Consider the following 15195-nt stretch of genomic DNA (forward strand, 5'->3'; position numbering starts at 1 on the left):
CCTGTGATGATGAAATCGACGTTATTGAAGTACGCGGGTTTGGCGCTGGGCGTGTGCCTGGCGCTTCCTTCGATGGCCGCGCCTCTGGACACCACCGGGCTGCGCCTGGACAAGGTGGTGCTGGTGATGCGCCACGGCATCCGCCCGGCGACCGACACGGTCGAGTTGCAAAGCTGGTCGGCCAAGACCTGGCCGGCGTTTGGTACCCGCGACGGCCAACTGACCGCCCATGGCCGCGCTGCCACCGTACTGCTGGGCCAATGGCAGCGCCACACGCTGGATTCACTCGGCCTGTTCAAGGCCGGGCAATGCCCGCAGGTGGGAGAGGCCTACGTGTGGTCCAGCCCGGTAGCGCGTACCCAGGCCACCAGTGCGGCGTTGGTACAGGGGATGTTCCCGGGCTGCAACGTAGCCGTACACCATGTGCGGGAACGTGAAGACCGGCTGTTCCACGGCGGCGAAAATGGCCTGGCACCCCTGGACCCGGCGCAAACCCAGGCGGCGATGCTGGCGGCCATGGGCGGCAGTGTAGACGCCGCTCGCGAGCGCTTCGCCGCGCCGGTATTGGCCATGCAGCAATTGGTAGGTGTGCCGACGGCGTGCGGGAAAAAGACCTGTACCCTGAGCGAGCAATCCTGGGCGCTGAAAGAGAAGGCAGGCGTCATCAAGCTCGGCGGTCCGTTGAGCGTGGGCGCGGCCATGAGCGAAACCTTCCGCATGCAATACGCCGAAGGCTTGCCACTGGACCAGGTGGCGTTTGGCGAAGGGCGCACCGCCGCCGACGTATCGCGCTTGATGGCCTTGCGTTCGGGCAAATACGCGCTGAGCAATCACGTGCCTTACATTGCCCGGCGGGGTGCTTCGCAATTGCTCGGACAAATCCTCCTGGCGCTGCAACCTGCATCTGTGGGCAGCCCGCCGGGTACCAAATGGCTGGCGTACGTGGGCCACGACAGCAACATCGCGCAGTTGCGCACGCTGCTGGGTTTTGACTGGAAAATCGCCGAATACCCCGAGAATGACGCAGCACCGGGCGGCACGATTGCGTTTGAACGCTGGGTGAACGACCGCACAGGCGCGCAGTTTGTCAGCGTTGCCTATGTGGCGCAGAGCCTGGACCAATTACGCAGTTTGTCCGATGCAGCGCCGTATCAGGCGCAGTACCCGGGGTATGCGGGGGAGAGCTTGATGCCATTGAAGGGGTTTGTTGCCGAGATGCAAAAGCGCATTGATCCTTCTGCGACTGAGGCGCAGCATTACAGTAGCCGTTAACGAGGATGCGCGATCCTGCTTCAGGATCGCGAGACAGACCTGATTGTAGACAAGGCTCTTGCCAGGGAAGCGGGCCTTTGTATACGTTATCCTCAAACGTCATCAACCATTTTTTTGGGCGTGATACGCTAGCCTTACTTTTGAATTGGCACTGGTCGTTCCCGCGTATACGGCGACAGTGAGGAGTGAACATGTCCAAAGTTTCCCACCATAATCTACGACGCTCGTTTCGCGAGTTGCTGGCCTCCAAAAACTGCTTTCATACTGCCTCGGTGTTCGATCCGATGTCGGCCAGGATCGCTGCTGACCTGGGCTTTGAGGTCGGTATCCTGGGAGGCTCGGTGGCGTCGCTGCAGGTCTTGGCTGCGCCGGACTTCGCGCTGATTACCCTGAGTGAGTTCGTCGAGCAGGCCACCCGCATTGGCCGGGTAGCACAACTTCCGGTGATCGCCGACGCCGACCATGGCTACGGCAATGCGCTGAACGTGATGCGCACCGTCCAGGAACTGGAGCGTGCGGGCGTTTCGGCGCTGACGATCGAAGATACCTTGCTCCCTGCGCAGTTCGGGCGTAAATCGACCGACCTCATCAGCACGGAAGAGGGCGTGGGCAAGGTGAAGGCGGCCCTGGAGGCACGCGTCGATCCGCAGCTTTCAATCATCGCGCGGACCAACGCCGCCGTGCTGCCGGTGGAAGACGTTATCCATCGCACCAAAGCGTATCAAGAAGCCGGCGCAGACGGCATCTGCATGGTGGGCATTCGCGACTTCGACCACCTTGAACAGATCGCCGACGGCCTGACGCTTCCCCTGATGCTGGTGACCTACGCCAACCCGAACCTCAACGACAATGAGCGCCTGGCCAAACTGGGTGTGCGGATTGTGGTTGCCGGTCACGGCGCCTACTTCGCCTCGATCAAGGCGACCTACGACAGCCTTCGCGAACAGCGCAACCTCACGCGCAGCACGTCAAACCTGACGGCCAGCGAATTGACCCATACCTACACGTTCCCCGACACCTACGTGAACTGGGCCAAAGAGTTCATGGACGTTCAAGAGTGACGGTGATCGCCTAAACCCAAACGTTTGCGCGGTGGTTTCCACCGCGCCTTCGCGCCAGCATCCCCATCTAAGCTAATTCCATAAAATTATTTATTTTAATTTTAATAGATCAATATCATCTATCTGAGTTGACCCTTCGAGCGCCGCAAACTGTGCGGCTCACGTCTTATCCGCTCAGAAATCCCTAACAATGAAAACGCTGAAACTGGCCCGGAACCTCATCTCGGCTGTGGGCCTCGCTGTGCTCTCGTTAAGCGCTCAGTCCGCCGACTTGACCATTGGTTACATCAACGGCATCGACCCGATCAAACGCGCGATTGCCGATGGCGAATATGAAAAAGGTATTGGCCAGAAAATCGATTGGCGCAGATTCGACGCGGGCCCGGCCGTGCTGGCCGCCATGGCGTCCGGCGACGTGCAGATCGGCAACCTGGGGTCCAGCCCGTTGGCCGCAGCGGCTTCGCGAAACATGCCGTTGGTGGCGTTCATTGTCAGTGCACAGATTCGCAGTTCCGAGGCACTGGTTGTGCGCGATGGCAGTGGGATCAAGACCCCCGAAGACCTGATCGGCAAAACCATCGCCGTGCCGTTTGTGTCGACCTCCCATTACAGCCTGCTGGGCGCCCTGAAGCACTGGAACCTGGACCCGCGCAAGGTCAATATCGTCGACCTGACACCGGCGCAAATCACCGCCGCCTGGGCCCGTGGCGATATCGACGGGGCGTTTACCTGGTCGCCTGCCCTGGGTGAGATTCGCAAGACCGGCAAGATCCTCACGGATGCTGCCGAGGTTTCCAGCTGGGGCGCACCGACCTTTGAAGTGTGGGTGGCGCGCAAGGACTTCGCAGAAAAGAACCCGAAAGTCGTGGCCGACTTTGCCAAGGTCAGCCTGGCGGCGATTGCTGATTATGCGGCGCATAAAAAAGACTGGACCGCTGATTCTGCACCGGTGAAGAGCATCGCCCGGCTTACGGGTGCCAACGCTGCGGACATTCCCGAGCTGCTCGAAGGCTCTTCGTTCCCGATTGCCTCGGAACAAAAGAGCGCTCAATATCTCGCCGGCGGTACCGCCAAGGAAATCGGCAAGACTGCCGAGTTTCTGAAAGAGCAGGGCAAAATCGAAAAGGTGTTGCCGGACTATTCAGCGTTTGTCAGCGACAAGTTCATCGGGGAGTAAGGTGGAGGATCAGTTGATGGGCGTGCTCGACAAAGAAGCCGACGCAGGCCTGCCCTCGGTGATCAACCCGGACGACTATCTGGAAACGGAGTTCGGCAGGGAGTTCACCCCTGAGCGGAATCGACAGGCATGGCAGCTTGCGTATGCGCGCTTGAGGCACGAGCTTTCACAAGCGGTAAAGGGCGCTCATGTGTACGTGGTCATGGGCGTGCAGGGGGCGGGCAAGTCTCGCTGGGTGTCGGAAAACCTTGATCGGTTGGGTCGCGGGGCGATTGTTTTCGATGCTGCCCTGCCTGCGCGGCGTCATCGGGAGGAGCTGCTTTCCATCGCGGGGGAATATGCAATCCCGGTGATCGGCATCCTGGTGAGTGCACCGCTGGAGTTGGCGTTGGCACGAAACGCGTCGCGCAGTGCTGACAAGAGGGTGCCTGAGGAGGCGCTGAAAAGCGTATTCAACATGCTTGAGCCGCCTGATGAAGAGGAAGGGTTTGTGCGGGTGCAAACCATTGAACAACGGGCTTGCCTGCCCACAACCCTGCAAACTGCCCGGGTGACATTGGTTGCGCCTGATGTGGCGCTTGCCGAAAAACTTGCCGATGCCTTGAACGCCAGCTATGCACTGCACCGCCAGTTTCTCGAATGGAGCAAGCCGCACTGGACGCTGGAAAACACGCAGCAAAGCCTTCAGCGCGCTATAAAAGACTTCGATGCACCTGCCGGGGAGAAAAGATTTTTTCTGCTATCTCGCGACGACGGCCAGCAGTTGGTGGGCTGTATCGGTTTGCTGCCGCTGGCCGACGAGGTTCACAGCTTCGAAATCGGCTATTGGGGCAATCAGGCCCATGCCGGTCGGGGGTTGATGAGAGAGGCATTGATTGCCCTGGTTTCGCAGTTGGCCGGGCACACGCTGCGCCTGACTACCTCTTCGGCGAATACCTCCAGCCAAAGGCTGGCTGAGGCGGCGGGATTTGAATGGGTTGAAACCCTGCAAGGCGCGCGTCGCTGCGAGTACTTCGGTGTACGCGATACGCTGGTTTACCGCCGGGCTGCACGCTGACCCTTTTATTAAAGGTATTCACACTCCCCACGAAGCAGTGAAAGCTGAACCAGGTCTTGATGAGTTCCGTTCCAGTATCCCGCCTGCCTCAACGTTCCTTCACGCACGAACCCGGCTTTTTCAAGCAGGTTCAGTGACCGGGTGTTATCGGGATGGACCAACGCTTCGATTCTATTGAGTTCCATGTGCTGGAACGCCCATCGAACGGCAGCGAGAACCGCCTCCTTCATGAGTCCCCGCCCTTGTGCCGATTGCGCCAACTCAAACCCGATGGCGCAGCTTCGCCACGAACGATTCCATTTGAAGAAACCGCAGGTGCCGATCAGCTCTGCGGTGTTGCTGTCCTCAATCCCCCAGCGAACTCCCGGAGTGGGCGACTTACGCCAACTGGCAAACAGCTCGATCAATTGCTCCGCCTGATGAGGCGCGGTCAGTGGATCGGCGCCGAACCATTTCATCGCCTCTGCGTTGCTATGAATCGAAAACAGAGCGCTGGCGTCTTGCGGTGTCAGTTCCCTGAGGATCAGGCGTTCAGTGTTGAGGACGGGAAAATCGGACACTGCGGGCGTCACCTTTCAGAAAAACGATTCCCTAAGGTGTGTCGTACGGGACAAAAAATCAATCAGGCGGCCCCAGGCGATGCGTGACAAGCGGCTTTATGGGCCAGGCGGGGCGGATCAAGATCAAAAGCAGAGCCGCTTTATGTGGGAGCGGGCTTGCTCGCGAAGAACCAGAGAGCGCCGCGTTTATCCAGGCTGCCAACGTCATCGTTAACGACCTTCGCGAGCAAGCCCGCTTCCACAGTGGGCCGTGCCCGCTTTAGCTTTTGCCTTTGCTCTACCCCCCACCTAGCCCCCGCATTGCACCCAAGCCCCGGAATCGCTAGTCTTGCAAATCATTACCAAAACCCCTCTGCGCCCAGCGTTCCCCGGCCATTGGGTAAAAGGAGAGGTTTGTGAACATCGGACAGTTCGCCTTTCAACGCCAGGTTGAAAATCTATACGTCGACCACAACGGCTGGCTGCGTACCGTGCTGCGGCGCAAGCTGGGCAACGCATTCGACGCCGCAGACCTGGCCCACGACGTCTACCTGCAACTCATGCGCAAGGGCCAACTGCCGCCCACCGGCGAATCCCGGCGCCACCTCACCCAAATCGCCAACGGCCTGGTCATCGACCTCTACCGGCGCCGCCAGATCGAATCCGCCTACCTGCAAGCCCTGACCCTCCTGCCCGAACCCTGCGCGCCCGATGAAGAAACCCGCGCCCTGGCCATCGAGGCACTGATCGAAATCGACGCCGCACTCCATAGCTTGCAACCCAAGGCACGCCAGGCATTGTTGCTGTGCAAACTCGACGGCCTGAGCTACCGCGAGATCGCCGCCGAGCTACACGTGTCCGTCTCCTCGGTAGAAAAATACATCGCCGCCGGCCTGCTGGCCTGCTACCAGACCCTGCACGGCTGACCCGTCGCGATGTTGACCGAACAGCCAATCGCCCCCGATATTATCGAACGCGCCACCGCCTGGATGGCCCGCCTGTGGGCCGACGACGCCAGCGCCGAAGACCAGGCCAACTGCCTGCGCTGGCGCGCCGAACACCCCCATCACGAACTGGCCTGGACGCGCTTGCAGCACTTCGAACAAAAACTGCACAGCGTCCCCGCACCGCTAGCAAAACACAGCCTGGCCGAACCCGACGCCTCCGACGCCCTCAATCGCCGCAGCACTCTGCGACTGCTCGGCCTGCTGATCGCAGCCGGTGGCCTCACCTACGGCGTGCGCCGCACCGACGCCTGGCAACTGGCGAGTGCCGGCCATAGCACCCACACGGGCGAAGTTCGCGAGGTCGTATTGCCCGACGGCACCCGCCTGGTGTTGGCATCCGCCTCGGCGATCGACGTGCAATTCGACGAACACCAGCGCCTGGTGATCCTGCGGGCCGGCGAGGCGTTCATCACCACCGCGCCTTCGCCCCGGCCGTTTCGGCTGCAGACTCGCCAAGGCCTGCTTCAGGCCCTGGGCACACGCTTCAGCGTGCGCCAGTGCGACGACAGCTGCCAGTTGGCGGTGCTTGAGGGCGCCGTGCAGGTCCAGCCCGACCAGGGCACCGGTGTGCGAGTGGATGCCGGGCAAGGCGCGATGATTTCCAGGGACAAGGTGCAACCTGCTGCGGCGGTGACTGACCGCAGCGTCGCCTGGGTCAAGGGCCTGTTGATGGCCGATGGCACACGGCTGGACGAGTTGATCGCCGAACTGGCGCGCTATCGCCCTGGGGTGCTGCGTTGTGCGCCGGAGGTGGCGATGCTGCGGGTCAGCGGCGTGTTGCACCTGGACAACACCGACATGGCGCTGGACAACCTGGCCGCCGCGTTGCCGGTGCAAGTGGTGAGGCGTACACGCTATTGGGTGACGGTGCGCGCCCGCGTCTGAAAATTACTTGAGGCTTCGATTGAGGGTTTTGGCTGCTCATTCGGAAGATAAGGTAAGGGCGAGCAAAGGCTCATTCAGTCAGGGAGACTTCATGAGTAACAAGGATAGGACTGCGGCCAAACCCGGGGGGCGGGGCGCGGTCTCGCAGGTGCTGCGGCCAGTTCGCGGGCGATTGATCGCTGCGGCATTGCTGGCCGCTGTGGGCAGTATGCTGACGCTGGTGCCGCTGGGCGGCATCGTGCATATCGCCAGGATCGCCCTCGGCGGGCCGTCGATTGCCCAGGCATCGGGCGAGCTGTGGTTGACGATCGCCGTCAGCCTGGCGTGCCTGTTCGTGGGCATGCTGTTGATGACGGTCGCAGAGACGGTCACGCACCTGGCCGACAACCACATCACTCGCCACTTGCGCCTGGCGATCGCCCAGCGACTGAGCCAGGTGCCGCTGGGCTGGTTCACTGAGCGGGCGTCCGGCGAGGTCAAGCAGGCGATGCAGGATGACATCGGCACCCTGCACAGCCTGACTGCGCATTTCTATACCACCGTGGGCCGTTGCGCCGGGGCCGTGCTGCTGTCGGCGGTCTATCTGCTCACGGTTGACTGGCGCATGGCGCTGGTCTCGCTGCTGCCGTTTCCGGGGTTTTTCGTGTTTTTTGCCAGGGCGATGAAAGCCAGCGCCAGCAATATGCAGTCCTTTGTCGAGCGCATGACCCGGGTTAATAACGCGGTGGTCGAGTTCGTCAACGGCATTCCCGTGGTCAAGGCTTTCGGTGCCACCGGCAAGGCCCACGCCAGCTACCGCGAGGCGGTGGATGATTTCAGCGAGGCCTTCGTTGAATTCACCCGGCCGTGGGTGGGGACGATGGCCAACGCCAACGCGATGATCGCCCCTGTGACGGTGCTCGCGATGGTGCTGACGTTCGGCATGGTGTTTGTCAGCCTGGGCTGGATCAACGCCGTGGAGGTGCTGCCGTTCGCGATTGTCGCGCCCGGCATTTGCGCACCGCTGATGCTGCTGAGTTACATCACCCACGACTTGAATAACGCCGCCGGCGCCGCCCAGCGCGTGCAGGCGCTGCTGGCGACACCGGTGCTGGCGCAGGTGGAGCCGGGCTGCGAGCGGCTGCCCAAGGACGCCGAGGTGCGCGTGGAGCACCTCGGTTATGCCTACGACCCGCAGAACCCGGTGCTTTCCGACATCAGCTTCACCCTCAAGCCTGGCACCGTGACCGCCATCGTCGGCGCCTCGGGCTCGGGCAAATCGACCCTGGCGCACCTGCTGCTGCGATTTTTCGACCCCACCGAGGGGCGTATCACCCTGGGCGGCGTCGACCTGCGGCAGATCGAAACCTCGCAGCTCTACAGCCTGATCGGTTTTGTGCTGCAAGAGGTGCGCCTGGTCCACGCCAGCGTTGCCGAAAACATCGCCCTCGGCCGGCCCAGCGCCAGCCAGAAAGAAATCGAGGCCGCCGCGCGGGCGGCGAATATCCATGAGTGCATCCTCGGCTTGCCGCGGGGCTATGCCTCGGTGATCGGCGAGGATGCGCAACTGTCCGGTGGCGAGCAGCAGCGTATCAGCATCGCCCGCGCGGTATTGCTGGCGCCGCCGGTGCTGGTGCTGGATGAACCGACGGCCGCCTTTGATGCCGCAAACGAGGTGGCGATCCAGGAGGCGCTGTCGCGTTTTGCCCAAGGTCGCACGCTGCTGGTAATCGCCCACCGCCTCGACACCGTGATGCATGCCGATCACATTATCGTGCTGGAAAACGGCCGCATCGTTGAACAAGGCAACCATCCTCGACTGATCGCGCAGGAGGGTCGCTACGCGCGCCTGTGGGCGTCGGGCGGTTACAAACAGACCCGGGAACAGGCGCTGCCGACATGCTGAAAACCTATATCGAACTGTTGGGCGACGATGGGCCGGTCTTCCATCGTTACGTCGGGAAGGTGGTGTTCTACGGCGCGCTGTGCGGCCTGACCATCGCCGCGCTGGTGCCGGTGCTCACCGACATGCTCAACGGTGACCTTGTCGAAGCGGCGTTGTGGCTGGTGGTGTTCCTGGCGGCGGTGGTGACGTGTTGGGCCACGCGGCGGGAAGTGGAAAAGGCCGGCGTCGCGGTCGGCGTGGCGGTGCTGCAAGGCGGGCGTCAGCGGATCGGCGACCATGTGGCCGGGCTGCCTGTCGGCTGGTTTACGCCGGATAACACGGCGCGGCTCAACCAGGTGGTGACGCAAGGCATGATGGCAGTGGCCCAGCTTCCCGCCCATGTGTTTACCCCGGTGCTCAGCGGTGTGGTGACGCCGTTGGTGCTGGTGTTGGCGCTGTTTGTGCTGCACTGGAAAATGGGGCTGATCGCATTGTTGGCGTTGCCGATTCTCGGCGCTGCGTTTTGGCTCAGTGCGCGGCTTGGGCGGCGTGCCGACCGGGCATTCCAGCGCAGCTCGGCCGATACCAGCCAGCGCATGCTGGAGTTCGCCCAGTCGCAGTCGGTGCTGCGCGCATTCAGTGGCGTCGGCAGCACGGTGTTGCTGCAACGGGCGATTGAACAGCAACACGCGACTGGGGCACGCCTGATCCTGCTGTCTGCGACCTCGGTGCTGCTCAATATGTGGCTGGTGCAGGCGGTGCTCGCGGCCTTGTTGATCGCTGCCGCGTTGTGGCTGGACGCCTACCTGGGGAACGCATTGCACGTGGGCTCGGTGATCGCGGTGATGGTATCGCTGTTGCTGGTCAGCCGCTTCATTGACCCGCTGCTGGAGGTGGCTGGCTATGGCGAGACGTTGCGCGGCGCCGGGGTGCACCTTGAGGCGGTGCGCGAGATCCTCGCCGCAGCGCCGCTGAAGGAGCCGAGTGCGCCGCAGTCTCCACGGGATGCCTCGGTGGAATTGTTTGATGTGAGCTTTCGCCACCCGGGCGGTCCTCGGGACGTGCTGCGCGGAGTGAGCCTGCGCATTGAACCCGGCAGCATGACCGCGCTGGTGGGCGCTTCCGGTTCCGGCAAGACGACGCTGCTGCGGCTGGTCGCGCGGTTTTTCGAGGTCAGCCAGGGTCAGGTGTGTATCGGTGGCGTGGACGTGCGGCAGATGTCTGGCGAGCAACTCAACGCGCAGATCAGCCAGATCTTCCAGGACACGTACCTGTTCCAGGGCAGCGTCGCCGACAATATTCGCCTCGGCAAGCCTGGCGCCAGCGATGCGCAAGTGCTGGAGGCTGCGCGCCAGGCCGGTGTGCAGGGGATTATTGAGCGCCTGCCCATGGGGCTTTCCAGCAGCGTCGGCGAGGGCGGGGCGCGCCTGTCGGGTGGTGAACGCCAGCGTATCGCGATCGCCCGTGCGTTGATCAAGGGCGCGCCGATCCTGCTGGTGGACGAGGCCACTGCTGCGCTGGATGCCGAGAATCAGGCGGTTATCGCCCAAACCCTGACGCGCTTGCGCGGCAAGTGCACGTTGATCGTGATCGCGCATCAGTTGTCGACGGTGGCGATGGCTGACCAGATTGTGGTGCTCGAAGAGGGCTGGATCGTAGAGCAGGGCACGCCTGAACAATTGACGGCCCGTCAGGGGCGCTATGCGAGGTTTCTGGCGCAGCGTCGGGCGTCGAAGGGTTGGCGTATCGCTTAGTGGACCCGCCAGGACGGCGGGTCCGGCGGGTCGATCAAAGCTTCGGCAACTGCCCGATGCGGCCCATCATTTCAGTGACGATCTGCAGGTCCAGCAGGAACTGGTCGACGGTCTTGAACTCGTTGTCGGTATGGCCGGTGTACTTGACCTCTGGCCGCGCCAGGCCGAATTGCACGCCATTGGGTAGCTCATGCACCGAGGTCGCACCAGCGGAGGTGCCGTACTTGTGCTCCATGCCCAGGTTCTCGCTGGCCACCGCCAACAGCGCCTTGACCCACTCGCCTTCAGGGTTGCGGTACATCGGCTCGGCGATCGAGTAGTCGAAGCTCACGGCCACGTGGTTTTTCTTGGTCCAGGCAGCCAGCTTGTCGGCAATTTCGGCCTTGAGCACTTCCGGTGACTTGCCCTTCGGCACCCGCAGGTTAACCGCCAACTTGAAGGCTTTGTCGTCCTCACCCACATAGGTCAGCGACGTGGTCAACGGCCCCATGAATGCATCGGAGAAGCCCACGCCCAGCTTGCCCCCCAGGTAATCCAGGCCCCAGTTGTTGGCGGCGTAACGTGCGGCGTCGGTGAACGGGTTGTGCTTGAGCGCCACCTTGCCGTCGAGGCTGTTGAGGAAGTCGAGCATCCTGGCCACCGGGTTCACCCCGGACTCCGGCTCGGAGGAGTGCGCGGATACACCGGTGACGGTCAGCTTGACGTCCTTGCCGACGACCTTGGCCGCCACCTCGAAGTCGCCGCCATTGCGCTTGGCGTACTCGCTACCGGCCTTTTGCAGGCTGGCGGCCAGCTCGGCGGGCTTGTCGCTCAGCAACGTCACCACCGAGGCGGACGGAATCTGGTTGGTGGCCAGGCCGCCGGTCATCGAGACGATCTCTGCGCCTTTGCCTTCAGCCTTGCGCTTGGGGAACTTGGCCATGACCGTGCCGTAGCCTTTCTCGGCGATCACCACCGGGTAGCCGCCATCCAGCGCCAGGTTGTAGTTGGGCGTGGGGTTATGTTCGAAGTAGTACGGAATCGCGTCGCCGGAGGTTTCCTCGGTGGTGTCCACCAGCAGCTTGAAATTACGTGCCAGCGGCAGCTTCTCTTCCTTGATCACTTTCATCGCGTACATCGCCACCACGATGCCGTTCTTGTCATCCTCGGTGCCGCGGCCATACATGCGGTCGCCGATCAGCGTGACCTTGAACGGATCGAGCTTGGTACCGTCTTTCAGCACCCAGTTTTCCGGGGTTACCGGCACTACGTCGGCGTGGGCATGGATGCCGACGACTTCATCGCCGCTGCCTTCCAGGGAGATTTCGTAGACGCGGTTGTCGATGTTGCGGAAGTTCAGGTTGAACGACTCGGCGAGGCTCTTGATCTTGTCGGCGATCTTGATGAACTCGGGGTTGTCGTGCTGGGCTACGCCGGCCACCTGGAAGGTCGGGATCTCCACCAACTCACGCAGGGTTTCGGTGGCGGCGGCGCCGTACTTCACTCGCGCATACAGGCCCAGCAGGCGGTGAATTTCGTTCTGCTGGTCGGCGGTCAGGTTTTTGTTGTCGAGGAAGGCACTGATAGCCGGGCCGAGGTTGTCACTCTTGGCCACATCGCTCTTGGCCAGGCTGGCGAGGAACTGCCTGAAATCCTTGACCGAGGCATCGCTGAAGGTCTTCAGGATGATCGCGTTCTGTTGCGGGGTGAGGTTGGCTTGAGCTTGGGTGGTGAACACCGAAAGGCTGGCCGCCATCAGGGTGGCTGCGGCCAGTTGCTTGAGGGAAAAATCCATTGCTGGGGGCATTCCTTTGCAGAGAGTGAGTGAGAAATGTCTGATCGAAAGGTCAGAAACAATTTCACACACTACCATCGGGAGGCTGGGGTAGGGGAGTGCTTGAGTAGGAAATTTCCCATAGACATGCACCGCGACCCACAGAGCGGAAAGCTCCGGTATTGTTCTCCGGTTAGGGTGTTATTTGGGCAAAGGAGTGATGTTGATGATGCTTTCAGACCGTTACCGCGGCAGCCTGCTTGGCTTGGCGTGCGGTGATGCAGTAGGGACCACGGTTGAGTTCATGCGCCGAGGTTCGTTTGCTCCTGTCACCGATATGGTCGGTGGCGGGCCCTTCCAGCTGTTGCCGGGGCAGTGGACGGATGACACGTCCATGGCGTTGTGTCTGGCCGAAAGCTTGCTACGCAAGAATGGTTTTGACGCTTTAGACCAGATGGGGCGTTATTTGAACTGGTGGAAGTGGGGCTACCTGAGTTCTACGGGTGAGTGTTTCGACATTGGCACGACGGTGAGTGATGCGTTGGCGGCGTATCAACGCTCCGGTGACCCGTTTGCGGGTTCCACCGATCCGTACTCGGCGGGTAACGGGTCGGTGATGCGCCTGGCGCCGGTGGTGCTGTTCTATTTTCCCGATACTGAGTGCATGCGTGAGTTTACCGTCGACAGCTCCCGCACCACCCATGGTGCGATGGAGGCGATTGAATGTTGCCTGGTGCTGGCTGAGTGTATTGCGAATGCGCTGCGTGGGGATTCGAAAGCGCAGGTATTGAAGGTGGACTATCTGGAGTTAAGCGAACCCAAAGTTGCGGACATTGCCGGTGGGCACTGCCTCGATAAGGCGCGGGGTGACATCGTTGGTTCTGGTTACGCGGTGGCTTCGCTTGAGGCGGCGCTGTGGTGTTTTCATCACACCGACAGCTTTGCCGAGGCCGTGCTGGCTGCGGCAAACCTTGGGGATGACGCCGACACCACCGCGGCGATTGTGGGTCAGTTGGCTGGCGCATATTACGGCGTACAAGGCATTCCCACCGAGTGGTTGGGCAAGCTGTGGCAGCGTGAAGATATTCAGGAAACTGCCGATGCGTTGTTTCAGGCGGCGCAACTGCGGGCTGCCGCACTTTAGGTATCTGTCAGTCCTTCAACTCCGCCACCTGCTTCCAGTCAATCGAAAACCGTGCCAGGTATTTGCGCAGGCGGTCGGCATCGTTCGGTTGCGCCTTGGCTTGCCGGGAGACGCCGAACAGGCGCCTTCCCGCATCGGAAATACTGTCGGACTGGCGGCACGTTTCGATCACGGCGTTTAGCTGTAACTGGTCGAACAGGTCCAGTTCGGTATCTACACCCAAGCGAGACAACCAATCGTTTTGCGGCGACTCCAGGCCCCAGGCGTAACGCAGTCGATCAATTTCTTCCTGGGTCTGGCTCTCGTCGATACGCCCGCTATCCGCCAGGGTGGCCATGCGCGTGATGGACGCCGACAGTTCGCGAAAGTTGCCCAGCCACGCCGCTTCGCTGGAGCAGGCAAAGGCGAGGTAGCGCCGCCGTGCTTCGAGGTTGAAACGCACCACCTGGCCTTGTTCGCGGGCGTGGCGCTCCAGTTCGAAGTCGATGTTGGGTTCGATGTCTTCGCGGCGCCCGGCCAGGCCCGGAAGGTCGAAGGTCCAGAGGTTGATCCGCGCGTACAGGTCTTCGCGGAACAGGCCTTCGGCGACGCGGCCGCGCAGGTCGCGATGGGTGCCGGCGATGATCAGGAAGTCACTGGTGACCTCCTGGTCGCCACCGAGTGGGAAGAAACGCTTTTCTTCGACTGCCTTGAGCAGCATCGCCTGTTCGTCGAGCCCCAGTTCGCCAATTTCATCTAAAAACAACATGCCGCCGTCTGCCGCGCGCAGCAAACCATCGCGGGCGTTCTGGGCGCCGGTGAAGGCGCCTTTGATGTGGCCGAACAGCGCCGACATCGCGCCATCGCCGCGCAAGGTGGCGCAGTTCACTTCGACAAAGCGCCCCTGGACCTGATGCCGGCTGCGCTTGAGTTCGTAGATGCGCCGCGCGAGGAATGACTTGCCCGCACCGGTGGGGCCGATCAGCAGCATCGGCGCCTTGGAGCGCACGGCTACGCGTTCGATCTGTTCGATGGAGCGGTTGAAGGCCGGGTTGCGTGTGGCGATTCCGGACTTGAGGAAGGCCAGGCTTTCCAGGCGTTTATGGGCGAAGCGCGACGCAATGCGGTCGTAGCGCGACAGGTCAAGGTCGATCAGTGCGTGGGTGCCGGTGGCGCGTTCTTCTTCATTGCGCAGGCGAGCCGGGGACGTCTGGATCAAACGGGCCGGCAGGTAGCGTGCTTCCGTCAGCAGGAACCAGCAGATCTGTGCGACGTGGGTGCCTGTGGTGATGTGGACCAGGTAGTCCTCGTGGTCGGTATCGAAGCGGTAGGCGGTGGTGAAGTCGTGCAGCGCACCGTACACCTCCTCGAAATCCCAGGGATTCTTCAGGTGCATGGGGTGCAGCCGCACCTCGGTTTCCGGTGACACCTGCTGGATGTCGTCGCGTACCCGCTGCGCCAGGCTGACGTCGCGTGCATCGACGCCGTGAATCAGTTCCAGGCGATCAATCAGTACCTCTTGCTGCTGGCACAGGCCAACGCTGGGCCGCCAATGGTTCCAGCGGTTGCCACCTTTGCCCACGCGGTCGAGGGTTGAGCCGATAAAACCAATGGCAACGGTGCGCTTGCGAATCATGGCGATACCAAAATATAGATGACGATATATGAGGATAAATAATTTCTGGTGCGAATGTCATCACAGC

At 61.8% G+C, this 15195-nt stretch carries 12 protein-coding genes; 9 read left to right on the top strand and 3 right to left on the bottom strand.

Features of this window, described 5'->3' with window-relative positions; translation table 11 throughout:
- Positions 1–6 precede the first annotated feature (6 nt).
- From CEC48_RS09310 to CEC48_RS09325, 4 genes are all read left to right on the top strand, one after another.
- Positions 7–1272: a histidine-type phosphatase gene (locus tag CEC48_RS09310; RefSeq protein WP_176438696.1), complete on the top strand. Its 1266-nt coding sequence runs from the start codon at positions 7–9 to the stop codon at positions 1270–1272.
- Positions 1273–1463: 191 nt separating this feature from the next.
- Positions 1464–2333 carry an oxaloacetate decarboxylase gene (locus tag CEC48_RS09315; RefSeq protein ID WP_088423475.1) on the top strand — a complete coding sequence of 290 codons (870 nt, stop codon included), beginning with the start codon at positions 1464–1466 and terminating at the stop codon, positions 2331–2333.
- A 190-nt stretch (positions 2334–2523) separates the two neighbouring features.
- Positions 2524–3510: a taurine ABC transporter substrate-binding protein gene (gene tauA, locus CEC48_RS09320; protein WP_088423476.1), complete on the top strand. Its 987-nt coding sequence runs from the start codon at positions 2524–2526 to the stop codon at positions 3508–3510.
- A 16-nt stretch (positions 3511–3526) separates the two neighbouring features.
- Positions 3527–4567 (top strand): GNAT family N-acetyltransferase, encoded by a 1041-nt coding sequence (locus CEC48_RS09325; protein WP_088423477.1) that lies wholly within the window; start codon positions 3527–3529, stop codon positions 4565–4567.
- 8 nt (positions 4568–4575) lie between these two features.
- Here the strand turns inward: CEC48_RS09325 and CEC48_RS09330 are convergent, their stop codons facing one another.
- On the bottom strand, positions 4576–5127 hold the full coding sequence (locus CEC48_RS09330; protein WP_088423478.1) for a GNAT family N-acetyltransferase: 552 nt from the start codon (positions 5125–5127) through the stop codon (positions 4576–4578).
- A 395-nt stretch (positions 5128–5522) separates the two neighbouring features.
- On the opposite strand from CEC48_RS09330, the gene CEC48_RS09335 reads away from it, so the two are divergent.
- The 4 genes from CEC48_RS09335 (at position 5523) to CEC48_RS09350 (ending at position 10616) form a co-directional block, all read left to right on the top strand.
- A complete protein-coding gene (locus CEC48_RS09335) occupies positions 5523–6032 on the top strand; it encodes a sigma-70 family RNA polymerase sigma factor (protein ID WP_088423479.1) in 510 nt (169 codons plus the stop codon).
- Positions 6033–6041: 9 nt separating this feature from the next.
- Positions 6042–6998 (top strand): FecR domain-containing protein, encoded by a 957-nt coding sequence (locus CEC48_RS09340; protein ID WP_088423480.1) that lies wholly within the window; start codon positions 6042–6044, stop codon positions 6996–6998.
- A 91-nt stretch (positions 6999–7089) separates the two neighbouring features.
- Positions 7090–8883, top strand: a complete 1794-nt coding sequence (locus CEC48_RS09345) for an ABC transporter ATP-binding protein (RefSeq protein WP_088423481.1) — start codon at positions 7090–7092, stop codon at positions 8881–8883.
- Positions 8877–10616, top strand: coding sequence for an ABC transporter ATP-binding protein (locus tag CEC48_RS09350; RefSeq protein ID WP_088423482.1), 1740 nt, complete (start codon positions 8877–8879; stop codon positions 10614–10616). The genes CEC48_RS09345 and CEC48_RS09350 overlap by 7 nt, the downstream gene beginning before the upstream one ends.
- 34 nt (positions 10617–10650) lie before the next feature.
- Here CEC48_RS09350 and CEC48_RS09355 read toward each other — a convergent pair whose 3' ends face one another.
- The gene (locus tag CEC48_RS09355; RefSeq protein WP_088423483.1) at positions 10651–12390 is read right to left on the bottom strand and encodes a dipeptidase; all 1740 of its coding nucleotides are present in this window, start codon (positions 12388–12390) and stop codon (positions 10651–10653) included.
- 199 nt (positions 12391–12589) lie between these two features.
- Between CEC48_RS09355 and CEC48_RS09360 the strand changes: the two genes are divergently transcribed.
- Positions 12590–13513: an ADP-ribosylglycohydrolase family protein gene (locus CEC48_RS09360; RefSeq protein WP_088423484.1), complete on the top strand. Its 924-nt coding sequence runs from the start codon at positions 12590–12592 to the stop codon at positions 13511–13513.
- A 7-nt stretch (positions 13514–13520) separates the two neighbouring features.
- Here CEC48_RS09360 and rtcR read toward each other — a convergent pair whose 3' ends face one another.
- Positions 13521–15128 (bottom strand): RNA repair transcriptional activator RtcR, encoded by a 1608-nt coding sequence (gene rtcR / locus CEC48_RS09365; protein WP_088423485.1) that lies wholly within the window; start codon positions 15126–15128, stop codon positions 13521–13523.
- Positions 15129–15195 lie beyond the last annotated feature (67 nt).

Source organism: Pseudomonas sp. K2I15, from assembly GCF_002204795.1.
Taxonomy (GTDB): domain Bacteria; phylum Pseudomonadota; class Gammaproteobacteria; order Pseudomonadales; family Pseudomonadaceae; genus Aquipseudomonas.

Excerpts from the sequence above, each read along its gene's own strand:
- CEC48_RS09345 (WP_088423481.1), top strand. The coding sequence starts at position 7,090 with ATGAGTAACAAGGATAGGACTGCGGCCAAACCCGGGGGGCGGGGCGCG.
- CEC48_RS09350 (WP_088423482.1), top strand. The coding sequence starts at position 8,877 with ATGCTGAAAACCTATATCGAACTGTTGGGCGACGATGGGCCGGTCTTC.
- CEC48_RS09325 (WP_088423477.1), top strand. The coding sequence starts at position 3,527 with ATGGGCGTGCTCGACAAAGAAGCCGACGCAGGCCTGCCCTCGGTGATC.
- CEC48_RS09340 (WP_088423480.1), top strand. The coding sequence starts at position 6,042 with ATGTTGACCGAACAGCCAATCGCCCCCGATATTATCGAACGCGCCACC.
- CEC48_RS09355 (WP_088423483.1), bottom strand. The coding sequence starts at position 12,390 with ATGGATTTTTCCCTCAAGCAACTGGCCGCAGCCACCCTGATGGCGGCC.
- tauA (WP_088423476.1), top strand. The coding sequence starts at position 2,524 with ATGAAAACGCTGAAACTGGCCCGGAACCTCATCTCGGCTGTGGGCCTC.
- rtcR (WP_088423485.1), bottom strand. The coding sequence starts at position 15,128 with ATGATTCGCAAGCGCACCGTTGCCATTGGTTTTATCGGCTCAACCCTC.
- CEC48_RS09360 (WP_088423484.1), top strand. The coding sequence starts at position 12,590 with ATGTTGATGATGCTTTCAGACCGTTACCGCGGCAGCCTGCTTGGCTTG.
- CEC48_RS09310 (WP_176438696.1), top strand. The coding sequence starts at position 7 with ATGATGAAATCGACGTTATTGAAGTACGCGGGTTTGGCGCTGGGCGTG.
- CEC48_RS09315 (WP_088423475.1), top strand. The coding sequence starts at position 1,464 with ATGTCCAAAGTTTCCCACCATAATCTACGACGCTCGTTTCGCGAGTTG.